Source organism: Peterkaempfera griseoplana (assembly GCF_001418575.1).
In the GTDB taxonomy this organism is placed as follows: domain Bacteria; phylum Actinomycetota; class Actinomycetes; order Streptomycetales; family Streptomycetaceae; genus Peterkaempfera; species Peterkaempfera griseoplana.
Genome location: NZ_LIQR01000294.1, coordinates 1 through 22,376, shown reverse-complemented (window position 1 = coordinate 22,376; position 22,376 = coordinate 1). Strand labels below are relative to the sequence as shown.

Sequence of the window (22,376 nt, the reverse complement as noted above, 5' to 3'; positions counted from 1 at the left end):
GCGGCAGCACCACCAGCGGCGGCACCACCACCGGCGGCACCACCACGGGTGGGACCACCACCGGCGGCACCACGGGCGGCACCACCGGCGGCTGCCGGGTCGCCTATGCGCCCTCCTCCTGGCCCGGCGGCTTCACCGCCAACGTGACCGTCACCAACACCGGCTCCTCGGCGATCAACGGCTGGAAGGTGGGCTTCACCCTGCCCAGCGGCCAGACCATCACCAACGCCTGGAACGCCACCGTCTCCCCCTCCAGCGGTGCGGTGACGGCCACCAACACGTCCTCCAACGGCCAGATCCCGGCCGGCGGCAACCAGACGTTCGGCTTCCAGGGCACCTACTCGGGCAGCTACTCCTCGCCCACCCAGTTCACCCTGAACGGCACCGCCTGCAGCAACGGCTGACGCAGCGCCCTTCAGCACCGGGCCCGGACCGCACTGCGCGGTCCGGGCCCGGTGTCTGTCGGTCCCTGCCGACGGGACCGACAGCGACCGACAAAGAGGCATCAACCTTTCCTAATGATCCGGCACAGTGGGGCCGAACGCGCCGGGAACCACATCCGACCGAAAGGCAGCCCCATGATCCTCGTCACCGCAGCCACCGCCCCGGTGGGCCGCTCCATCGTCGAGCAGCTGCTCTCGGCCGGACACCCGGTCCGGGCGCTCACCCGCGACGCGGAGCGGGCCGACCTGCCGGCGGGCGCGGAGGTCGTCACCGGCGACCTGGCCGACCCGGTCGCCATGCGCGACGCGCTGGAGGGGGTCACCGCGGTCTTCCTGCTGGCCGTGGTTCCGGGATTCGCCCCGGCGTTCCTGAGCGCGGCACGAGAGGCCGGGGTCCGCCGCATCGTCTTCCAGTCCTCCGGCGCCGTCGACGACTCGGCCGCGGCGCAGCCGAACGAGGTGGCCGCCTTCCACGCGGACCTGGAGCAGGCGATCAGGGAGTCCGGCATCGCCTGGACCTTCCTGCGGCTGGAGATGGCCTCGGCCAACGCCCTCCAGTGGGCGCTGGACGTACCGGGCCAGCTGCGCGCCGGAGACGTGGTGCGCGGACCGTACGCGGCGGCCGCCGGCTCGCCGGTCCACCCGGCGGACTTCGCGGCGGTGGCCGTCGCCGCCCTCACCTCTGACGCCCACGAGGGCCTGACCCTCAGCATGACCGGCTCCGAGTCGCTCACCCACGCCGAGCAGATCCGGCTCCTGGGCACGGCCCTGGGGCGCCCGCTGCGGTACGAGGAGATCACCCCGGAGGAGGCCGGGCGGGCGATGGGCCCCTACGCCCCGGCGGAAGCGCTGCTCGCCGACTGGGCGGCCCATGTCCACCGGCCGGCGCCGATCAGCGGCACCCTGGAGCGGATCACCGGCCGCCCCGCACGCACCTTCGCCCAGTGGGCCGCCGACCACGCCGCCGACTTCGCCGGCTGACCGGGCGGCCACCCCGGCACCAGGGGCCCGGGCTGCCGCACCCGGAGCCGCCGCGCGGGCCCCTGGTACACCATGAGACTCCGCTGTCCGGCACGGTGCCGGATCCCGTGCCGCGAAGGTCCGAGGAGAGAGATGCCCCTGCTCAGCCGTCGCGCCCTCAACCGCGCCACCCTGGCCCGGCAGCTGCTGCTGGACCGCTCGGACCTGTCGGTCACCGAGGCGCTGGAGCACCTGGTGGGCCTGCAGGCACAGACCCCGCACACCTGGTACGTCGGCCTGTGGACGCGGCTGGCGGGCTTCCGTCCCGAACACGCCGCGGACCTGCTGCTGGACAGGCGGCTGGTACGCACCGCCCTGATGCGCTCCACGATCCATCTGGTCACCGCGGCGGACTGCCTGGCGCTGCGCCCCGTGGTGCAGCCGGCCCTGGACCGCGATCTGTTCACCAACTTCCTGCACCGGCGCCCGATCGAGGGTCTGGACCTCGCGGAGCTGGTGGCGGCCGGACGTGCGCACCTGGACGAGCAGCCGCTCACGCCCGGGGAGCTGGGGGCACTGCTGGGGCAGCGGTGGCCGGACCGCAACCCGGCCTCGCTGGCGTACGCGGTGCGCAATCTGGCCCCGCTGGTGCAGGTGCCGCCGCGCGGGGTGTGGGGCAGCAGCGGGCAGCCCCGCCATGCCACGGCCGAGCACTGGCTCGGCCGTCCGCTGGATCCCGAGCCCGCCGTGGACGCGGCGGTCCTGCGCTTTCTGGCGGCCTTCGGCCCGGCCACCGTCAAAGACATCCAGACGTGGTCCGGCCTGACCCGGCTGCGCGAGGTGGTCGAGCGGCTGCGGCCACGGCTGGCCGTCTTCACGGGCGAGCAGGGTGAGGAGCTGTGGGACCTGCCGGAGGCGCCGCGCCCCGACCCGGACACCCCGGCGCCGCCGCGGTTCCTCTACGACTTCGACAATCTGCTGCTGTCGCACGCGGACCGCAGCCGGGTGCTGACCGAGGCCTTCACCCGGTACGCGGCGGCCCGGAAGGGACCGGTGCCGCCGGGGGTGGTGCTGCTCGACGGGTTCAGCGGCGCCACCTGGCGGCTCGTCCGGGAGAAGAGTGCCGCGGCGCTGGAGATCCGGCCGCTCGCCCCGCTCGGCCGCCGGGAGGCCGCGGCCGTGGCCGAGGAGGGCGAGCGGCTGCTCGCCTTCGCCGCGTCCGGCGCCCGGTCGCTCGGCGTCCGCTGGCTCCCGGAGCCGTGACGGAACCGGGCGGCCTCCCGTCCCGGAGGCCGCCCGGTACGCGCCCGCTGCGGGTGCTCAGCCGGAAAGTCCGGCGTGCAGTGCGGCCGGACCGGCCGTGAGACCCGCCTTGACCCGTCGGGTGAGCTCGTCGGCCAGCACCTCGTCGGCGTCGGACTCGATGCCGGCCAGCGCCTGCTCCGCGACGCTCCGGGGCGAGGACTTGGGGGCGTCCACGGCGGCGGCCATGTCGGTGTCGATGTAGCCGACGTGCAGCCCGGTGACGCCGATGCCGCGCGGGGCGAGGTCCAGCCGCAGGGAGTTGGTGGCCGACCAGAGCGCCGCCTTGGTGGCGCTGTAGGAGCCCGCGACGGCGATCCAGGAGAGCACGGAGTGGACATTGAGGATGTGGCCGCCGCCGTTGCGCTCGATCACCGGGACGAAGGCGCGCACGACATCCAGCGGGCCGAAGAAGTTGGCCTCGAACTCACGGCGGACGTCCTCCTGCGGCGAGTCCAGGAAGGACGCCCCGACCAGCCCGGCGGCGCTGTTGATCAGCACGGTCACATCCTGGGCCTGCTCGGCGGCGGCGGCCACGGAGGCCGGGTCGGTGGTCTCCAGGGCGAGTGCCACGGCATCGGGGTGGGTGATGTTCCTCGGGTCCCGCGCGGTGGCGTAGACCTTCTTGGCGCCCCGCTCGTAGAGGGCGTCCACAAAGGCCCTGCCGAGGCCTCGGCTGCCTCCGGTGACGAGGACGGTGGCGCCTGCGATCGCGGTCATGGGGTTCTCCTCAACATGGAAACTGATCGGTTTCCACCGACGGTAAACCGATCGGTTTTCAAACGCAAGGGCAAGCGGTAGCCTCGGACCCATGACCACGACAGAGAAGACGTCCTCCCGCGAGCGGCTGCTGGACGCCGCCGCCGACCTCTTCTACCGCGACGGCGTCTCCATCGGCGTCGAGGCGCTCTGCCGGGCCGCCGGTGTCTCCAAGCGCTCCATGTACCAGCTCTTCGCCAGCAAGGACGAGGTGGTGGCCGCCAGCCTGGACCGCCGGGCACCCGTGTACGAGGCGATGCTGCTGCCGGACCGCGACGACACCCGGTCCCCCCGCGAGCGGATCCTCCATGTCTTCGGGCAGCTGGAGGCGTCGGCCGCGGCACCCGAGTTCCGGGGCTGCCCCTATGTCGCCACCGCCGTGGAGGTCAAGGACCCGGCCCACCCCGCGAGCCTGGCCGCCCGCCGCCACAAGGACGCGCTCACCGCCTTCTTCCGCCTGGAGGCCGCAGAGGGCGGAGCCCGTGACCCCGAGACCCTGGCCCGCCAGCTGACCATCGTCTTCGACGGCGCCGGCGCCCGCGCCGTGGTCCAGGCCCAGCCCCTGGACGGACTGGCCGTCGCCACCGCCACCGCGCTGCTGGACGGAGCCGGGGTGCGCTGACGACGGCCGCCCCCGCTACGCCGCGGACTCCAGAAGAGCCAGCTCGTCCTTGGAGAGACGCAGCGCGCCCGCAGCCACGTTCTCGGCCAGGTGGTCGGGATTGCCGGTGCCCGGGATGGCCAGCACATGCACCCCCTGGTGCAGCGTCCAGGCCAGCCGTACCTGGGCCGGCGTGGCACCGTGGGCCCGGGCCACCGACAGCACCGCCTCACGGTCCTCGCCGCCCATGCCCGCCTCGCGGCCCTCCCCGGCGATCGCAAAGAACGGCACGAAGGCGATGCCCTGCTCCCCGCAGGCGCGCAGCAGGGCGCGCTCCTCGGGCTGCGCGCCGATGCCGAAGCGGTTCTGCACACAGACGACCGGGGCGATCGCCCGGGCCTCGGCCAGCTGCTCGGGCGTGACGTTGGAGACGCCCAGATGCCGGATCAGGCCGGCGTCGCGCAGCTCGGCCAGCGCCCCGAAGCGCTCGGCCAGTGAGTTCCTGTTCTGCACCCGCAGATTGACCACGTCCAGGTGGTCCCGGCCGAGCTGGCGCAGATTCTCCTCGACCTGGCCCCGCAACTGCTCCGGTCCGGCGGCCGGCAGCCAGCCGCCCGACGGGTCACGGCCCGGGCCGACCTTGGTGACGATGACCAGGTCCTCCGGATAGGGGGCCAGGGCCCGGTTGATCAGCTCATTGGCGGAGCGCAGCGAGGAGAAGTAGAAGGCCGCGGTGTCGATGTGGTCGACGCCGAGCTCCACCGCCCGCCGCAGCACGGCGATCGACCGCTCGCGGTCACTGGGGGTGCCGAGGTCGAAGGCGGCGCTACCGGTCAGCCGCATCGCCCCGAAGCCCATCCGATTGACGGTCAGGTCGCCGAGTTGCCAGGTGCCTGCGGCCGCGGCCGTGATCGTTTCTGAGGTCATGCCCGGAGTCTGCCACCGGCGGACCGAAGAGGGCGCGCTCCTCAGGACTCGGCGGCGTGGAGATCCCGCCCTGTCGGCATCCCGCCCGGCACCGGGCGGCTGGAGGGTCCCGCGGGATGAGCCGGGCGCCCGGACGGTGCCGGGCGCCCGGGAGAGCACCCGGTGTCAGACGATCCGGTCCAGGATGATCGGGGTGGGGGTGAAGGGGGTCCCGGCCGGTGCCACGGTGACGGCCCCGGCGAGTGCCTCCAGCGCGTAGTCGTAGCGCTCGGGGGTGTCGGTGTGCAGGGTGAGCAGCGGCTGGCCCTCGGTGACGGCCGCGCCGGGCTTGGCGTGGATCTCCACGCCCGCGCCGGCCTGCACCGGGTCCTCCTTGCGTGCGCGGCCGGCGCCCAGGCGCCAGGCGCAGACGCCCACGGCATAGGCGTCCAGACCGGTGAGGACGCCCGATGCGGCGGCGGTGACGACATGCTGCTCCCGGGCCACGGGCAGGGGCGCGTCGGGGTCGCCGCCCTGCGCGGCGATCATGCGGCGCCAGTGGTCCATGGCGGTCCCGTCCCGCAGCGCGTCGGCGGGGTCCTTGCCGTGGACCCCGGCGGCGGCCAGCATCTCCCGGGCCAGGGCGAGGGTGAGTTCGACGACGTCGGCGGGACCGCCGCCGGCCAGCACCTCCACCGACTCGCGGACCTCCAGCGCATTGCCCGCGGTGAGGCCGAGCGGGGTGGACATGTCGGTGAGCAGCGCCCGGGTCTCCACCCCGGCGGCCCTGCCGAGGCCCACCATGGTGCGGGCCAGTTCACGGGCGTCGTCCAGGTTCTTCATGAAGGCACCGCTGCCGACCTTGACGTCGAGCACCAGCGCGCCGGTGCCCTCGGCGATCTTCTTGCTCATGATGGAGCTGGCGATCAGCGGGATGGCCTCGACGGTGCCGGTGACGTCCCGCAGGGCGTAGAGCTTCTTGTCGGCGGGGGCGAGACCGTCGCCCGCCGCGCAGACCACGGCGCCGCAGTCGCGCAGCGTCCGCATCATCTCGTCGTTGGACAGCAGGGCGCGCCAGCCGGGGATGGACTCCAGCTTGTCCAGGGTGCCGCCGGTGTGGCCGAGGCCACGGCCGGAGAGCTGCGGGACGGCGGCGCCGCAGGCGGCGACCAGAGGGGCCAGCGGGAGGGTGATCTTGTCGCCGACACCGCCGGTGGAGTGCTTGTCCGCGGTGGGCTGCGGCAGCGAGGAGAAGTCCATCCGCTCACCGGACCGGATCATGGCGTCGGTCCAGCGGCTGATCTCACGGGCGTTCATCCCGTTGAGCAGGATGGCCATGGCCAGCGCGGACATCTGCTCGTCCGCCACGTCGCCGCGGGTGTAGGCGTCGATCACCCAGTCGATCTGCGCATCGGTGAGTTCGCCGCGGTCGCGCTTGGTCCTGATGACGGTGATGGCGTCCATGGGGTCCCTTGCTGTGAGGAAACACGAAGAGTGTCGCGCCACGGCGGCGGCGGGGAGGCTCGGGCCGGGCACGACACTCTTCGCGTGCGTTCGGATGGTTCAGTGCCGCAGGGTGCTCTCTGCGGCGGTTGATCGGTGCGGCTGCTGCTCGGTGCGGCGGTTGACCGGTGAGGCGGACGATCAGTGCTGCAGGTGCTCGGGGCCGAAGGCGTCCGGGAGCACCTCGCTCATCGGACGGATGCCGGACGGCAGGTCGACCAGCAGCCCGGGTCCGCCGTGCTCGTGGAGCAGCTGACGGCAGCGGCCGCACGGCATCAGCAGGTCGCCGCCGCCGTCGCAGCAGGTGAAGGCGACCAGTCGGCCGCCGCCACTGAGGTGCAGTGCGGAGACCAGGCCGCATTCGGCGCAGAGGCCGAGGCCGTAGGAGGCGTTCTCCACATTGCAGCCGGTGACGGTGCGGCCGTCCTCCACCAGGGCGGCGGCGCCGACCGGGAACTTGCTGTACGGGACGTACGCATGGGACATGGCGTCCCTGGCGGCAGCCCGCAGGGCGTCCCAGTCGATGTCCTGAGGGTCGGTCACTTTCCTTGCCCCTTGCGGTAGATCAGTCCGTCGGCCTTGGGCATCCGCAGCCGCTGGGAGGCCAGCGAGAGGACCAGCAGGGTGGCCACGTACGGGGTGGCGCTGACGAACTCGATCGGCACGGTGTCGGTGGCGGCGTACCAGACGAAGAGCGCCACCGCGAAGACCCCGCTGACCACGGCGGCGACCAGCTGCCGCTTGTAGCCGCGCCAGGCCGCCATCAGCACCAGCAGCACGGCGAGCAGGAGCAGCAGGGCGTGCACCGAGGGGCCGCCGTTGCGCAGCTGGAGGCTGTCGGTGTAGCCGAACAGTCCGGCGCCCATGGCGAGACCGCCGGGCCGCCAGTTGCCGAAGATCATCGCCGCGAGGCCGATGTAGCCGCGGCCTCCGGTCTGGCCCTCGTTGTAGATGTGCGAGGGGACCATGGCGATGAAGACACCGCCGAGGCCGGCCAGACCGCCGGAGGCGATCACGGCCAGGTACTTGTAGCGGTAGACGTTGACGCCCAGCGACTCCGCGGCGGTGGGGTTCTCACCGCAGGAGCGCAGCCGCAGGCCGAACGGGGTCTTCCAGAGCACGAAGAAGGTGCCGATCAGCAGCGCCACCGCGACCAGGGTGAGCAGCGAGACATCGGTGGTGAGGCCGCCGAGGATGCCGGCGATGTCGGAGACCAGGAACCAGTGGTGCGCGGCGATCCTGTCCAGCCAGTCGGAGACCCCGGGGATGGAGACCGTGGTGATGGAGTCGATCGGCGGCGACTGCTTGGGGCTGCCGGCCGGCTTGTCGGCGAAGAACAGCTTGGCCAGGTACTGGGTGGCACCGAGGGCCAGGATGTTGATGGCCACACCGGAGACGATGTGGTCGACGCCGATGGTGACGGTGACGAAGGCGTGGATCAGGCCGCCGAGCGCACCGCCGGCGACACCGGCGAGCACACCGATCCAGGGGTTGGTCTGCCAGCCGGCCCAGGCGCCGAAGAAGGTGCCGAGGATCATCATGCCCTCAAGGCCGATGTTGACCACGCCGGCCCGCTCGGCCCAGAGGCCGCCGAGTCCGGCCATGCCGATCGGCACGGCCATGGTGAGGGCGCCGGCGATCTGGCCGGGCGAGGTGACGTCCTGGGCGCCGGTGACGGCGCGTACCGCGGAGACCGCGACCAGGGCGCCCGCCACGATCAGCAGGATCACCGCCGGGGAGAGGCTGCGCCTGCCGGTGCGGCGGGCGACGGAGCTGGCGCCGCCGGACAGCGGCTCGGTGGCGGCCGTGCCGCTGGTGGGGCTGGGGGCGCTCACGCCGACACCTCCTGGTTCTTGGACGGGACGGCCTGGGCGGCCAGCTGGCGGCCGACCCTGCTCTGCTGGCGGCGCAGCCCGTAGCGGCGCACCAGCTCGTAGGCGATGACCACGGCGAGGACGATGACGCCCTGGACGACGCCGGCGATCTCCTTGTCGTAGCCCGCGAACTCCAGGTGGCCGGTGGCCCGCTCGATGAAAGCCCAGAGCAGGGCGCCGATCGCGACACCGATGGGGTTGTTGCGGCCGAGCAGGGCCACCGAGATTCCGGTGAAGCCGATGCCGGTGGGGAAGTTGAGGCTGTACTGGTAGGAGTTGTTCAGCAGTTCCGGCATGCCGACCAGGCCGGCGATGGCGCCTGAGAGCAGCATCGCGGTGACCACCATCCGCTTGACGTTGACGCCGCTGGCCAGCGCGGCGCTGTCGGAGCCGCCGGCGGTGCGCAGGTCGAAGCCGAAGCGGGTACGGGAGAGACCCCACCAGAAGGCGATGCCCACGATGACGGCGACGAAGATGAAGCCGTAGAGGGAGCCGCCCTTGGTGGCGATGTTGAACAGGTGCCCGGAGTCCGGGATCACCTTGGTGGAGACATTGCCGGAGGCGTCCAGTTCGGCCAGCCGGCCGGGGCTCAGCAGATAGGCGATGACCGAGGTGGCGATCGCATTGAGCATGATCGTGGAGATGACCTCGCTGACGCCCCGGGTCACCTTCAGCAGTCCGGCGATACCGGCCCACATGGCGCCGACCAGCATGGCGACCAGCACGATCACCAGGATGTGCAGCACACCGGGGAGGTGCAGCTGGGCGCCGACCACCGCGGCGAAGAACGCCGCCATGCGGTACTGGCCGTCCACACCGATGTTGAACAGGTTCATCCGGAAGCCCAGGGCCACCGCGATACCCGCGAGGTAGTAGGTGGTCGCCTTGTTCAGGATGTAGATCTGGCTGTCGGCCTTGGAGCCGTAGTCCAGCATCACGTTGAACGCCTGGAAGGGCTCCTTGCCGGAGGCCAGCAGCACCAGGGCGGTCACGACCAGGGCGGTGACCACGGCGAGCACCGGGGCGGCGAGGCCCAGCAGCAGGCGCTCGCCGTCGATCTTCTTCAGCAGCTTGTTCATCGGTACTACTCCCCCGCCTGGTCGGTCTCGTCGGCGGTGTCGGCGGCGTCCTGCGCGGGGTGCTCCAGATGGCCGCGGGCGGCACCGGTCATGGCCGAGCCCAGCTCCTCCGGGGTGACGGTGGACGGGTCGGCGTCCGCGACCAGCCGGCCCCGGTACATCACCCGCAGGGTGTCGGAGAGGCCGATCAGCTCGTCCAGGTCGGCGGAGATCAGCAGCACCGCCAGGCCCTCCCGGCGGGCCTCCCGGATCTGGTCCCAGATCTGGGCCTGCGCGCCGACGTCCACACCTCGGGTGGGATGGGCGGCGATCAGCAGCTTGGGGTTGTGGCTCATCTCACGGCCGACGATCAGCTTCTGCTGGTTGCCGCCGGAGAGCGACGCCGCGGTGACGTCGATGCCGGGGGTGCGCACGTCGTACTCGGCGACGATCCGCTCGGTGTCCCTGCGGGCCGCGGCCGGGTTGAGGATGCCGCGGCGGCTGTTGGGCTGCTCGGTGACATGACCGAGGATGCGGTTCTCCCACAGGGGCGCCTCCAGCAGCAGGGCGTGGCGGTGGCGGTCCTCGGGGACGTAGCCGATGCCGGCCTCGCGGCGGGTGCGGGTGAGCGCCTGGGAGATGTCCTTGCCGTCCAGGGTGACGGTGCCGTTGTCGGGCTTGCGCATGCCCATGATGGCCTCGACCAGTTCGGCCTGGCCGTTGCCCTCCACACCGGCGATGCCCAGCACCTCGCCCTTGTGGATGGTGAAGCCGATGGAGTCCAGCACCACGCGGTCGATGCCGTCCGGGTCGATCTCGCTGAGCCGCAGGCCGTCGACGGTGAGCATCGGCACGTCGGTGACGGTGGACTCGCGGGTCTCCGGGGAGGGCAGCTCGCTGCCGACCATCAGCTCGGCGAGCTGACGGGCGTTCACCTCGCGGGGGTTCACGCTGGCGACGGTGGTGCCGCGCCGGATGACGGTGATCGCGTCGGCGACGGAGAGCACCTCGTCCAGCTTGTGGGAGATGAAGATGACGGTGAGGCCCTCGGACTTGAGCTCCCGCAGGTTGTCGAAGAGCGCCTCGACCTCCTGCGGCACCAGGACGGCGGTGGGCTCGTCCAGGATCAGGGTGCGGGCACCCCGGTAGAGGACCTTGAGGATCTCGATGCGCTGCCGGTCGGCGACGCCGAGGTGCTCGACCAGCACGTCGGGGCGTACGTCCAGGCCGTAGGCGTCGGAGATCTTCTTGATGGCGTTGCGCGCCCGGCCGCCGATGCCGTGCAGCCTCTCGGCGCCGAGGACGACGTTCTCCAGCACGGTGAGGTTGTCCGCCAGCATGAAGTGCTGGTGCACCATGCCGATGCCGCGTGCGATGGCGTCGGCCGGGGTGTGCAGTTCCACGCGCTCGCCGTTGACGGTGATGGTGCCCTCGTCGGGGCGCTGCATCCCGTAGAGGATCTTCATCAGGGTCGACTTGCCGGCCCCGTTCTCCCCCACCAGTGCGTGCACGGTGCCACGGCTGACGGTGATGTCGATGTCGTGGTTGGCCACGACACCGGGGAACCGCTTGGTGATGCCGCGCAGTTCGACGGCGGCCGGCTCGGTCCCTGCGCCGGTCGGTGGTTCGCCCGCGTGGGCGCTCGGAGCAGTGATGGCGCACTCCTGGTGGGGCTATGGCATCCGCCCCGAGCGGATACGAGGCAGGGCTCGGACGGTGCGGGTGGGCGTCATTGCCTGGTACGGGCAGGGGCCCGCCCGCGCGCGCGGCGCGTTCGGCGGGCCCCTGGTCCGTCGGTGCGGTCCCCGCCCCGGAGGGGCGGGGACCGGCTGTGTCCCGGAGGAACTTACTTCTTGACGGTGGTCGGCGGCGTGACCTTGCCGTCGACGATCGCCTGCTTGGCCGTCTCGATCTTGGCGATGGTGGCCGAGTCGCTCGCGAAGGCCGGGTTGGACTTGGAGTAGCCCACGCCGCCGCTCTTCAGGTCGAAGGTGACGGTGCCGGTCTTCAGCGAGTTGTCCTTGAAGGACTTGATGTAGTCCAGGACCGCCACGTCGACGTTCTTCAGGGCGGAGGTCAGGATCACGGCCTTGTTCTTGGCCAGCGCGTCCTGGTTGTACTGGTCGGAGTCGACACCGATCGCCCAGGCGCCGCTCTTGCCGGCGACGGCCTCGATGGCGCCGTTGCCGGAGGAGCCGGCCGCGGCGTAGACCACGTCGATGCCCTTGTCCAGCATGCCCTGCGCGGCGGCCTTGCCCAGGTCGGGCGAGGAGAAGCCCTTGGTGTCCGGCGGCTGCGAGAGGTACTGCGGGGTCACCGTGGCGCTGGGGTCGGTGGCCTTGACGCCCGCCGTGAAGCCCGCCTCGAACTTGTTGATCAGCGGGACGTTGACGCCGCCGATGAACCCGATCTTGTGGGACTTGGACTTCAGCGCCGCCGCCACGCCCACCAGGTAGGAGCTCTGCTCCTCGGTGAAGACCAGGTTGGTGACGTTGGGGGCGTCGACGGTGGAGTCGACGATGGCGAACTTGGTGTTCGGGAACTCCTTGGCGACGGTCGCGAGCGAGCCGGCGTAGGAGTAGCCGATGGCGATGACCGGGTTGTAGCCGGCCCCGGCCAGGTCCTTGAGGCGCTGGGTCTTGTCGGCGTCGGTCTCGTTGGCGCCCGCGGAGAGCTCCTTGACGCTGGCGCCCAGGGTCGACTTGGCCTGGTCCAGGCCACGCGCGGCGGAGTCGTTGAACGACTGGTCACCGCGGCCGCCGATGTCGTAGGCCATACCGACCTTGAGGCCGCCGCCGCCGGCGCCGGCCGAAGCGGTGCTGCCGGAACCGGCAGTCGAACCGCTGTCCGAGGTGCTGCCGCAGGCGGCGAGCGAGGCCATGCCCAGCGAACCGCTGAGCACAACCGCGGCGAGTTGAGTTACTCGGCGCAAGGGAGTTTCTCCTTCCGACACGCACCTGTCTGGCGTGATCGAACGCCACCGTAACGCGCGTAGAACACGGTTGTGTTACGGCTCCGCCGGCGGGGACGGTTGTTATCAAACCGTGGCGGTACTCAGGACATCCAGTGCGTAACGGACAGTGGTACGCCCGTTCAGCTCCCCATATCCCGGGACATTCCTACTACAGGGTGCGGGCATGCTCCAGCGCCAGGGAGCAGAACAATTCCACTCCCACACCGATGGCTCGCTCGTCCACGTCGAAGGTGCCCTGGTGGAGGTCCCGCACCCCCGTCTCACCCGGGCTGCGCACGCCCAGCCGGGCCAGCGCACCGGGGATCTTCTCCAGGTACCAGGCGAAGTCCTCGCCACCGAGGCTCTGCTCGGTGTCCTCCACCACGGTGAGGCGCGGCCCCCCGAAACGGGCGTGCATGGCCGCGTCCAGCTGTGCGACCGACTCGGCCTCGTTGACCACCGGCGGGACACCGCGGTGGTAGGTGAGCTCCCACTTGGCCCGGTAGGTCTCGGCGATCCGGGCGATCAGCTCGTGCAGCAGCTCCGGTGCCTCCCGCCAGCCGGCCAGCTCCAGGCAGCGCACGGTGCCCTCCAGCTCGGCGTGCTGCGGGATGACATTGGCCGCGGAGCCGGACGCGATCCGGCCCCAGACCAGGCTGACGCCCCAGCGCGGGTCGACCCGGCGCCCGAAAGCACCCGGAAGGTCGGCGGCCATCCGGGCGACCGCGCTGACCAGGTCGGTGGTGAGGTGCGGGCGGGCGGTGTGACCGCCGGGGCCGTCCAGCGAGAGCACCAGCCGGTCGCAGGCGGAGGTGATGGCACCGACCCGCAGGCCGATCCGGCCCACGTCGACCTTGGGGTCGCAGTGCAGGGCGAACATCCGGCCGACGCCGTCCAGCCCGCCCGCCTTGATCACATCCAGCGCACCGCCCGGCATGACCTCCTCGGCCGGCTGGAACACCAGCCGCACCGGCTGCCGCAGCCGCCCGGACTCCGCAGCCTCGGCCAGCACCAGCGCGGTGCCCAGCGCCACCGAGGTGTGCACGTCGTGGCCGCAGGCGTGGGCCCGGCCGGGCACGGTCGAGCGATAGGCGACCTCGGTCTTGGCGTCGTCGATCGGCAGCGCGTCGATGTCCGCACGGAAGGCCAGCAGCGGAGTGTCCGCCGGGGTGCCCTCGGGAACGATGTCGCAGATCAGGCCGGTACCGGCGGGCAGCACCCGGGGTTCGAGGCCGGCCCAGACCAGCCGCTCCCTCAGCAGCGAGGTGGTCCGGAACTCCTCACGGCCCAGCTCGGGGTTCATGTGCAGATCACGGCGGAAGGCGATCAGCTCGGCGGCGTGTGCTCGCGCCCTGGCCCGGAGGATGTCGGCGCCGGGGTGCTCGGCGCCGTCGATACCGAGGGCACCGGGGAGATCGCCGCCGGTCAGGCCCGCGGCCGGTTCATGACCCGCCGAGGGGTCGTCCGATGCCGGATCGTCGTGGGGGGAGGCGACACTCCCGGGCGTTGGGTGGTTCACCTCAACTAGGTTACGACCGATCGACCTGTTCAGCCGGAGATCATCGGAATTACCGCCTCCGGAGGCGGAGGAACTCCCTCGCCCGGCGCATGCCGAGCTGGGGTTTGGGTATGACATGTGGTTTACGCCACCTTCCCCCGGTCGGAATGATCTGCGCAACGAGCGCACCCCCCTCGGGGTCACGGGCTGGGTACAGGGCAGGGCAAGCTTCCCCCTCGCCCCTTGAGGCTCGCTCGGCGCTGCGTACACCCCTCAGCCGCCGCGCCCCCGTCGCACACCTGTTCCAGCCGGGCCGTGCGACCCCCGACCCCGGCTCCTCCCCGGGCGCCGCCTCCACCGGTGCCGACCGCGACCCCACCGCGGCGCGGGCGCGGACCGAGTGGCCGCCTCTCCTCGCCGTGGGTGACGGGCGTGGGCGGCACCGCGCCGGGCACCCCCGACGCCCTCGGCCGCCACGGCCGCGGGACCAGCACGGGCGACCTGCGCTCCGCCCACTCCGGCGCCACGACACCGCGACCGGCGCCGGCTCCCCCACCGCCGACGGTCCGCGGTCCCACCCCTGAGGCGCTGAACACAGCCGGGGCCCGGAGTCGTCCACCTCCGGGCCCCGGCCTGCGCCTGCCTGCTGACGTCTCGTCAGAAGCTGTCGACGGGGACGTAGGTGCCCCAGACGTCCCGCAGCGCGTTGCACACCTCGCCGACGGTGGCGCGGGCGGCCAGCGCCTCCTTCATCGGGTAGAGGACGTTCTCCTTGCCCTCGGCGGCGTGCCGCAGCGCGGTGAGGGAACGGTCCACCGCGGAGGAGTCCCGGTCGGCCCGGAGCTTGGCGAGCCGCTCGCACTGCTGGGCCTCGATCGCCGGGTCGACCCGCAGCGGTTCGTAGGGCTCCTCCTCGTCCAGCTGGAAGCGGTTGACCCCGACCACGGTGCGGTCGCCCGCGTCGGTCTCCTGCTGGATGCGGTAGGCGCTGCGCTCGATCTCGGACTTCTGGTAGCCGCGCTCGATGGCCGCCACCGCCCCGCCCATGTCCTCCACCTTGGCCATCAGCTCCACCGCCGCCGCCTCGACGTCGTCGGTCATGGACTCCACCACGTAGGAGCCCGCGAACGGGTCCACGGTGTGGGTGACGTCCGTCTCGTAGGCGATGACCTGCTGGGTGCGCAGCGCGAGGCGGGCCGACTTCTCGGTGGGCAGCGCGATGGCCTCGTCGAAGGAGTTGGTGTGCAGTGACTGGGTACCGCCCAGCACGGCCGCCAGCGCCTGCACCGACACCCGGACCAGGTTGACCTCCGGCTGCTGCGCGGTGAGCTGCACCCCGGCGGTCTGGGTGTGGAAGCGCAGCATCAGCGACTTGGGGTTCTTCGCGCCGAACTCCTCACGCATCACCCGGGCCCAGATCCGGCGCGCGGCACGGAACTTGGCGACCTCCTCCAGCAGCGTGGTGCGGGAGACGAAGAAGAAGGAGAGCCGCGGTGCGAAGTCGTCGACGTCCATGCCGGCGGCGACCGCGGTGCGGACATACTCGATGCCGTTGGCCAGGGTGAAGGCGATCTCCTGCGCGGGGTTCGCACCCGCCTCGGCCATGTGGTAGCCCGAGATGGAGATGGTGTTCCACTTGGGGATCTCGGCCCGGCAGTACTGGAAGACGTCGGCGATGAGGCGCAGCGACGGCTTGGGCGGGAAGATGTACGTCCCGCGGGCGATGTACTCCTTGAGCACGTCGTTCTGGATGGTGCCGGTGAGGCGGTCCGAGGGGACACCCTGGGACTGGCCGACCAGCTGGTAGAGCAGCAGCAGCAGCGAACCGGGGGCGTTGATGGTCATGGACGTGGAGACCTCGCCCAGCGGGATCCCGCCGAACAGCACCCCCATGTCCTCGACCGAGTCCACGGCCACGCCCACCTTGCCGACCTCGCCGTGGGCGATGGGGGCGTCGGAGTCGTAACCCATCTGGGTCGGCAGGTCGAAGGCGACGGACAGGCCCATGGTGCCGTTGGCGATCAGCTGCTTGTAGCGGGCGTTGGACTCGGCGGCGGTGCCGAACCCGGCGTACTGCCGCATCGTCCAGGGGCGGCCGGTGTACATGGAGGGGTAGACACCGCGGGTGAAGGGGTACTGCCCAGGGCGGCCCAGTCTGGCGTCCGGGTCCCAGCCCTCCAGTGCCTCCGGGCCGTACAGGGGCTCGATGGGCAGACCGGACTCCGAGAGTGCCATGGTTCCTCCGCTGAGGGTGAGGGGGGAGTCGGAGTCGGGCCCGCATGTCCGATCTCCGCTCGTGCGGCGCCACGCACTGTAATCGTGCCCCGCACGGCCCGACAGACGCATCCCCTGGGAGCTTGCTCACACCGGGGGACGGGTACGCGGAGCGTGACCGGTGCGGCCCTCCCGGCCTGCCCGGCGGCCCTCCCGAGGGCCCCCGCGCGCCTCCGCGCGCCTCCGCGTTGCGGACGTCCGCCGGCGCCCTGCGGCGGCGCCTCCGGGTGGTGGTGGCGCTCGCGGCGGGGCGGCAGGCTCCCCGCCGTCCCGGACGGACGGCGGCTGGGATGATCAGGGGGACGGAGCGACAGAGGGGACAGCGATGAGCGAGCAGAAGGTGGCGGTGGTCACCGGGGCCAGCAGCGGCATCGGCGCGGCCACCGCCCGGGGCCTGGCCGCGGCCGGCTACCGGGTGGTGCTGGCGGCGCGGCGGGCGGACCGGATCGAGGCGCTGGCCAAGGAGATCGGCGGCACCGCCTGTCCGCTGGATGTCACCGACCGGGCGGCGGTGGACGCCTTCGCGGCGTCGCTGGACCGGGTGGACGTCCTGGTGAACAACGCCGGCGGGGCGATCGGCGCCGAGTCGGTGGAGAGCGCGGACCCGGCCGACTGGCTGGCGATGTACCAGGTGAACGTCCTGGGGGTGCTGCACGTCACCCAGGCGCTGCTGCCCGCGCTGCGGGCGAGCGGCGACGGCACGGTGCTGGTGCTCTCCTCCACCGCCGGCTTCACCGCGTACGAGGGCGGCGGCGGCTATGTGGCCGCCAAGCACGGCGCGCACGCGATCGCCGCGACGCTGCGTCTGGAGCTGTGCGGGGAACCGCTGCGGGTGATCGAGATCGCCCCGGGGATGGTCCGCACCGAGGGCTTCGCGGTCACCCGGTTCCGTGGGGACGAGCAGAAGGCCGCGGCGGTGTACGAGGGCGTGGCCGAGCCGCTCACCGCGGAGGACGTGGCGGACACGGTGGTGTGGGCGGTCACCCGGCCGCCGCATGTCAACGTCGATCTGCTGGTGGTCCGGCCCCGGGCGCAGGCGGCACAGCACAAGGTGCATCGGGAACGCACCCCGGAAAGGTGAAGACGTCTCGACTTGATACCCGGATCGGGTGAATTCGTGGTTCCGCGGTCCGCTTGTCCGGGCCGCGGTCTACCTTTGTCCCGGGGTTCTTGCGCGCCGATGCGAGGACCGTTGACGACCCCTGTCCTGGCATACCCTCACAGCGCCTCCGCCCTCCCCGTCGCAGCCATGGGGAGGCGACCTTCCCGCCCTCCCGAGGAGGACCCGCTGCCCAGCGACATTCCGGTGCAACGGCTGTCGGCCCAGGTGCCCGTCGGCCTGCGCCGGTTCAACGAAGCCGCCCACGGCGCCGCCGAGGAGGCGCTCCTGGCCTGCTGCGGTTCCCGCAGATGGGCCCTGCGCCTGGCTGCCCACCGCCCCTACCCCGATGTGGCCTCGCTGCTGGCGGCCGCCAGTGAGGCCTCGTACGACCTGCGGCCCGCCGACCTGGCCGAGGCGCTCGCCGACGAGAGCTGGATGCCGCAGTCGCTGCTCGGCATGCGCGCGCCGGGCAGCCACGCCGCGCACACCGCGCTGCGCGCCGCCCACGCCGCGTACGAGGCCCGCTTCGGCCATGTCTTCGTGGTCTGCCTGGAGGGCTGCCCGCCCGAGGAGATGCTGGACACCGTGCTGGCCTCCATCAGGGCGCGGCTGGCCGGCGACCCCGACGAGGAGCGCCTGGTCGCGTCGGACGAGCTGCGCCGGATCGCGATAGGCCGATTGGAGCACCTGGTGGCCTCCCACAGCGGGGCGGGCGCCCCGGCCTGAGTCCGGCGCCGGGGGGCGCGTCCGTCGAGCGGGAGGGCACGGACCGGGGGCCGGCGCGCCGGTCCGGTTAGCCCGCACGTGCCTGTTTGATCACACAGCGGGACCCCGGCCGGGCCAGGCCCCCGGAGCGTCGCTACGATGGCCACGGCCGGTGGACCGTACCCGGCCGGGCTGACCGACACCGAAGCCGGCCGAGCCCCGATCCCGCTTCCGGAGGGTTTTCCGTGCCGGCTGGAACGCTGTACCGCGGCCGGGAAGGCATGTGGTCGTGGGTGGCTCATCGAGTCACCGGCGTACTCATCTTCTTCTTCCTGTTCGCCCACGTTCTCGACACAGCGCTCGTCCGCGTCTCCCCGGAGGCGTACGACAGTGTCATCGCGACCTACAAGAACCCCATCGTGAATCTGATGGAGTACGGCCTGGTCGCCGCCATCCTGTTCCACGCGCTGAACGGCCTGCGGGTCATCGCCGTGGACTTCTGGTCCAAGGGCACCCGCTACCAGCGGCAGATGCTGTGGAGTGTTGTCGGCATCTGGGTGGTGCTGATGGCCGGGGCCTTCTACCCGGTGCTCCAGCACACCCTGACGACCCTGTTCGGGAAGTGATCCGCGATGTCCACTGCTGAGACCTCCCCGGTGGAGCTCGTCTCCTCCTCCCAGCCGCACACCGCCAGGGGCCTGACCGCCGACAACGGCTATGTGATCGAGCCCCCGCGGACCCGGAGCACGAAGACCCCCCGCGTCACCCGCGGCAACTTCGAGATGTGGGCATGGCTCTTCATGCGCCTCTCGGGTGTCGTGCTGGTCGTGCTGGTCCTCGGCCACCTGGTGATCCAGTTGATCATCGACGGCGGCGTGTCCAAGATCAGCTTCGCCTTCGTGGCCGGCCGCTGGGCCTCGCCGTTCTGGCAGGGCTGGGACCTGCTGATGCTCTGGCTGGCCATGCTCCACGGCGCCAACGGCATGCGTACCGTCATCAACGACTACGCGGAGCGGGACACCACCCGCTTCTGGCTGAAGACGCTGCTGGTCACGGCCACCGTCTTCATTGTGCTGCTCGGCACGCTGGTGATCTTCACCTTCGACCCGAACATCTAAAGCGGCAGCAGACGAGGCGAACGAGACCCCCATGCAGATCCACAAGTACGACACCGTCATCGTCGGCGCGGGCGGCGCCGGCATGCGCGCCGCCATCGAGTCGACGCAGCGCAGCCGCACCGCCGTGCTGACCAAGCTCTACCCCACCCGGTCCCACACCGGCGCGGCCCAGGGCGGCATGTGCGCCGCCCTCGCCAACGTCGAGGAGGACAACTGGGAGTGGCACACCTTCGACACGGTCAAGGGTGGCGACTACCTGGTCGACCAGGACGCCGCCGAGATCATGTGCAAGGAGGCCATCGACGCCGTCCTCGACCTGGAGAAGATGGGCCTGCCCTTCTCCCGGACCCCCGAGGGCCGCATCGACCAGCGCCGCTTCGGCGGCCACACCCGCAACCACGGCGAGGCCGCGGTGCGCCGCTCCTGCTACGCCGCGGACCGCACCGGCCACATGATCCTGCAGACGCTGTTCCAGAACTGCGTCAAGCACGGCGTGGAGTTCTTCAACGAGTTCTACGTCCTGGACCTGCTGCTCAACGAGGGCCGCACCGCCGGTGTGGTCGCCTATGAGCTGGCCACCGGCGAGATCCACGTCTTCCAGGCCAAGAGCGTCGTCTTCGCCTCCGGCGGCAACGGCAAGTTCTTCAAGGTCACCTCCAACGCCCACACCCTCACCGGTGACGGCCAGGCCGCGGTCTACCGCCGCGGGCTGCCGCTGGAGGACATGGAGTTCTTCCAGTTCCACCCGACCGGCATCTGGCGGATGGGCATCCTGCTCACCGAGGGCGCCCGCGGTGAGGGCGGCATCCTGCGCAACAAGGACGGCGAGCGCTTCATGGAGCGCTACGCGCCGACCATCAAGGACCTCGCCCCGCGTGACATGGTCTCCCGCGCGATCTACACCGAGATCCGCGAGGGCCGCGGCTGCGGCCCCGACGGCGACCACGTCTACCTGGACCTCACCCACCTGCCGCCGGAGCAGCTGGACGCCAAGCTGCCGGACATCACCGAGTTCGCGCGGACCTACCTCGGCATCGAGCCCTACACGGACCCGATCCCGATCCAGCCCACCGCGCACTACGAGATGGGCGGCATCCCGACCAACGTCGAGGGCGAGGTGCTGCGCAACAACACCGACGTGGTGCCCGGCCTCTACGCCGCCGGCGAGGTCGCCTGCGTCTCGGTGCACGGCGCCAACCGCCTCGGCACCAACTCGCTGCTGGACATCAACGTCTTCGGCCGCCGGGCGGGCATCGCCGCCGCCGACTACGCCCAGGCCAACGAGTGGGTGGAGCTGCCGGAGAACCCCGCCGCCCAGGTGGAGGCGCTCCTGGAGGGCCTGCGCAACGGCGAGGGCAACGAGTCGGTCGCGCAGATCCGCAAGGAGCTGCAGGAGTCCATGGACACCAACGCCATGGTCTACCGCACCGAGACCACCCTGAAGCAGGCGGTCGCCGACATCGCCGCGCTCAAGGAGCGTTTCCGCAACGTCTCCGTCCAGGACAAGGGCAAGCGGTTCAACACCGACCTGCTGGAGGCCGTCGAGCTGGGCAACCTGCTCGACCTGGCCGAGGTGCTGGCCGTCTCCGCGCTGGCCCGCAACGAGTCCCGCGGCGGTCACTACCGCGAGGACTACCCCAACCGCGACGACGTCAACTTCATGCGCCACACCATGGCGTACCGCGAGGTCGACGCGGACGGGAAGGCATCGATCCGCCTGGACTACAAGCCGGTCGTGCAGACCCGCTACCAGCCGATGGAGCGTAAGTACTGATGAGCACCCCCACCGTGCAGGACGCCGCGCCCCACTCGGCCGCCCTCGACGCCGCCGAGACCGGGGCCTCCGCCCTGATCAAGATCACCCTGCGCATCCGCCGGTTCAACCCGGAGGAGCACCCGGAGCCGGTGTGGGTGGACTACGAGCTGATGGCCGACCCCAAGGAGCGCGTCCTGGACGCCCTCCACAAGGTCAAGTGGGAGCAGGACGGCACGCTGTCCTTCCGCCGTTCCTGCGCCCACGGCATCTGCGGCTCCGACGCCATGCGGATCAACGGCCGCAACCGGCTGGCCTGCAAGACGCTCATCAAGGACGTCAACCCGGAGAAGCCCATCACGGTCGAGGCCATCAAGGGCCTCACGGTCCTCAAGGACCTGATCGTGGACATGGACCCGTTCTTCCAGGCGTTCAAGGACGTCATGCCGTTCCTGATCACCAGCGGGAACGAGCCGACCCGTGAGCGCCTGCAGTCCCAGGCGGACCGCGAGCGGTTCGACGACACCACCAAGTGCATCCTGTGCGCCGCGTGCACGTCGTCCTGCCCGGTCTTCTGGAACGACGGCCAGTACTTCGGCCCGGCGGCGATCGTCAACGCCCACCGCTTCATCTTCGACTCCCGTGACGAGGGCGCCGAGCAGCGGCTGGAGATCCTCAACGACCGCGAGGGCGTGTGGCGCTGCCGCACCACCTTCAACTGCACCGAGGCCTGCCCCCGCGGCATCGAGGTGACCAAGGCGATCCAGGAGGTCAAGCGCGCGCTCGTCACGCGGCGCTTCTGACGCTCCCGGCAGCGGCGAAGGGGCGGGGTCCGGTCTTCCGGACCCCGCCCCTTCCGCCTTCCCGGTCGGCACTCCCCGCCCGGGACGGCATCTCCCGCCCTGAATCAGCGGTGTATCCAGAGCTGTATCGCGAATCCCCGGACACCGGTCTGCTCCGCCAGCCGGTAGTGCGTGTGGAGCACGCTCAGCAGTTCGGTGGCGTTGCCGAAGGTGGCGTAGCGGCCCCGGGCGGCGACCACCCACACCCGGGCGTAGGCGGGCAGCAGGCCCTCGATCTGCGACTCGGGCACATCCTCGCCGGAGAGGCTCGCCGACTGCACCGCGGTGCGTGCCATCAGTACGTCCACCGTGCCCCGGAAGGCCTCGGGGTAGATGTTCTCCATCGCCCGCCGGTTGCCGGGGGAGAACACCACCGCGTCGCCGGGCCGCGCACTGAGCTGGAAGGCCTCGGCGGCCGCGCGCAGGTCGTCGGCGCGGGCCATGGAGGTGCGCTCGAAGCGCTGGGAGCGCATCTCCAGCGACAGCACCCCACCGGCCAGCGCCACACCCAGCACCGAGGCCACCGCCGTCAGCGCGGCCACGCCCCGCGCCCGCGGCACTCCGGCCAGCAGCCGGCCGACGCCCCGGACCACCGAGTCCAGCCCCGCGGCGGCCAGCAGCGCCAGGCCGGAGACGCTGTAGAGCACATAGCGGTCGTAGTAGAGCGGCGTGGACAGCGAGGCGGTCATCAGCAGCGCCGGCGGCAGCAGCAGCCAGGGCAGGGC

The 22,376-nt window shown here is 71.5% G+C and carries 20 protein-coding genes and 1 pseudogene; 10 read left to right on the top strand and 11 right to left on the bottom strand.

The genetic code is table 11. The annotated features are described in order from the left end of the window. The 3 genes from AOK09_RS21720 to AOK09_RS21710 form a co-directional block, all read left to right on the top strand. Nucleotides 1–404 (top strand): cellulose binding domain-containing protein (locus tag AOK09_RS21720; protein ID WP_175609330.1); only part of this gene is annotated, 404 nt, incomplete at its 5' end. A 174-nt stretch (nt 405–578) separates the two neighbouring features. Beyond that, nucleotides 579–1,424, top strand: a complete 846-nt coding sequence (locus AOK09_RS21715; RefSeq protein WP_055588895.1) for an NAD(P)H-binding protein — start codon at nt 579–581, stop codon at nt 1,422–1,424. Between the two features lie 132 nt (nt 1,425–1,556). Then, entirely contained in the window at nt 1,557–2,666 is a 1,110-nt protein-coding gene (locus AOK09_RS21710) for a winged helix DNA-binding domain-containing protein (RefSeq protein WP_055588894.1), read from the top strand. A gap of 57 nt (nt 2,667–2,723) precedes the next feature. Here AOK09_RS21710 and AOK09_RS21705 read toward each other — a convergent pair whose 3' ends face one another. Further along, the gene (locus AOK09_RS21705) at nt 2,724–3,425 is read right to left on the bottom strand and encodes an SDR family oxidoreductase (protein WP_055588893.1); all 702 of its coding nucleotides are present in this window, start codon (nt 3,423–3,425) and stop codon (nt 2,724–2,726) included. A gap of 91 nt (nt 3,426–3,516) precedes the next feature. Here AOK09_RS21705 and AOK09_RS21700 point away from each other — a divergent pair, with 91 nt between their 5' ends. After that, a complete protein-coding gene (locus AOK09_RS21700) occupies nt 3,517–4,086 on the top strand; it encodes a TetR/AcrR family transcriptional regulator (RefSeq protein ID WP_055588892.1) in 570 nt (189 codons plus the stop codon). A gap of 15 nt (nt 4,087–4,101) precedes the next feature. Here the strand turns inward: AOK09_RS21700 and AOK09_RS21695 are convergent, their stop codons facing one another. The 9 genes from AOK09_RS21695 to AOK09_RS21655 form a co-directional block, all read right to left on the bottom strand. Next, entirely contained in the window at nt 4,102–4,992 is an 891-nt protein-coding gene (locus AOK09_RS21695) for an oxidoreductase (RefSeq protein WP_055588891.1), read from the bottom strand. Nucleotides 4,993–5,157: 165 nt separating this feature from the next. Beyond that, nucleotides 5,158–6,435, bottom strand: coding sequence for a thymidine phosphorylase (locus AOK09_RS21690; RefSeq protein WP_055588890.1), 1,278 nt, complete (start codon nt 6,433–6,435; stop codon nt 5,158–5,160). Nucleotides 6,436–6,615: 180 nt separating this feature from the next. Then, a complete protein-coding gene (locus AOK09_RS21685; protein ID WP_055588889.1) occupies nt 6,616–7,017 on the bottom strand; it encodes a cytidine deaminase in 402 nt (133 codons plus the stop codon). Continuing rightward, nucleotides 7,014–8,309: an ABC transporter permease gene (locus AOK09_RS21680; RefSeq protein ID WP_079063295.1), complete on the bottom strand. Its 1,296-nt coding sequence runs from the start codon at nt 8,307–8,309 to the stop codon at nt 7,014–7,016. Before AOK09_RS21680 ends, AOK09_RS21685 begins: the two co-directional genes overlap by 4 nt. Next, complete coding sequence (locus AOK09_RS21675) at nt 8,306–9,427, bottom strand: ABC transporter permease (protein WP_055588888.1); 1,122 nt, start codon at nt 9,425–9,427, stop codon at nt 8,306–8,308. The genes AOK09_RS21680 and AOK09_RS21675 overlap by 4 nt, the downstream gene beginning before the upstream one ends. Before the next feature lie 5 nt (nt 9,428–9,432). After that, the gene (locus AOK09_RS21670; RefSeq protein ID WP_055588887.1) at nt 9,433–11,061 is read right to left on the bottom strand and encodes an ABC transporter ATP-binding protein; all 1,629 of its coding nucleotides are present in this window, start codon (nt 11,059–11,061) and stop codon (nt 9,433–9,435) included. A 191-nt stretch (nt 11,062–11,252) separates the two neighbouring features. Continuing rightward, nucleotides 11,253–12,338, bottom strand: a complete 1,086-nt coding sequence (locus AOK09_RS21665; protein ID WP_055588886.1) for a BMP family lipoprotein — start codon at nt 12,336–12,338, stop codon at nt 11,253–11,255. A gap of 190 nt (nt 12,339–12,528) precedes the next feature. Then, entirely contained in the window at nt 12,529–13,755 is a 1,227-nt protein-coding gene (locus tag AOK09_RS21660) for an amidohydrolase (protein WP_407675427.1), read from the bottom strand. A gap of 759 nt (nt 13,756–14,514) precedes the next feature. Continuing rightward, entirely contained in the window at nt 14,515–16,092 is a 1,578-nt protein-coding gene (locus AOK09_RS21655) for an acyl-CoA mutase large subunit family protein (RefSeq protein WP_055588885.1), read from the bottom strand. A 364-nt stretch (nt 16,093–16,456) separates the two neighbouring features. On the opposite strand from AOK09_RS21655, the gene AOK09_RS21650 reads away from it, so the two are divergent. From AOK09_RS21650 to AOK09_RS21625, 6 genes are all read left to right on the top strand, one after another. Further along, nucleotides 16,457–17,212: an SDR family NAD(P)-dependent oxidoreductase gene (locus AOK09_RS21650; protein ID WP_055588884.1), complete on the top strand. Its 756-nt coding sequence runs from the start codon at nt 16,457–16,459 to the stop codon at nt 17,210–17,212. Nucleotides 17,213–17,380: 168 nt separating this feature from the next. Next, nucleotides 17,381–17,959 carry a 2-oxo-4-hydroxy-4-carboxy-5-ureidoimidazoline decarboxylase gene (locus AOK09_RS21645; protein WP_079063293.1) on the top strand — a complete coding sequence of 193 codons (579 nt, stop codon included), beginning with the start codon at nt 17,381–17,383 and terminating at the stop codon, nt 17,957–17,959. A 224-nt stretch (nt 17,960–18,183) separates the two neighbouring features. Further along, nucleotides 18,184–18,564: a succinate dehydrogenase, cytochrome b556 subunit gene (gene sdhC, locus AOK09_RS21640; RefSeq protein ID WP_079063292.1), complete on the top strand. Its 381-nt coding sequence runs from the start codon at nt 18,184–18,186 to the stop codon at nt 18,562–18,564. Nucleotides 18,565–18,570: 6 nt separating this feature from the next. After that, nucleotides 18,571–19,056: a succinate dehydrogenase hydrophobic membrane anchor subunit gene (locus AOK09_RS21635; RefSeq protein ID WP_055588882.1), complete on the top strand. Its 486-nt coding sequence runs from the start codon at nt 18,571–18,573 to the stop codon at nt 19,054–19,056. A gap of 31 nt (nt 19,057–19,087) precedes the next feature. Further along, on the top strand, nt 19,088–20,830 hold the full coding sequence (gene sdhA / locus AOK09_RS21630; RefSeq protein WP_055588881.1) for a succinate dehydrogenase flavoprotein subunit: 1,743 nt from the start codon (nt 19,088–19,090) through the stop codon (nt 20,828–20,830). Further along, nucleotides 20,830–21,612, top strand: a complete 783-nt coding sequence (locus tag AOK09_RS21625) for a succinate dehydrogenase iron-sulfur subunit (RefSeq protein ID WP_055588880.1) — start codon at nt 20,830–20,832, stop codon at nt 21,610–21,612. Before sdhA ends, AOK09_RS21625 begins: the two co-directional genes overlap by 1 nt. A 104-nt stretch (nt 21,613–21,716) precedes the next feature. On the opposite strand, the pseudogene AOK09_RS21620 reads toward AOK09_RS21625, so the two are convergent. Then, nucleotides 21,717–22,376 (bottom strand): annotated as a pseudogene (locus AOK09_RS21620) (hypothetical protein); the annotation flags it as partial.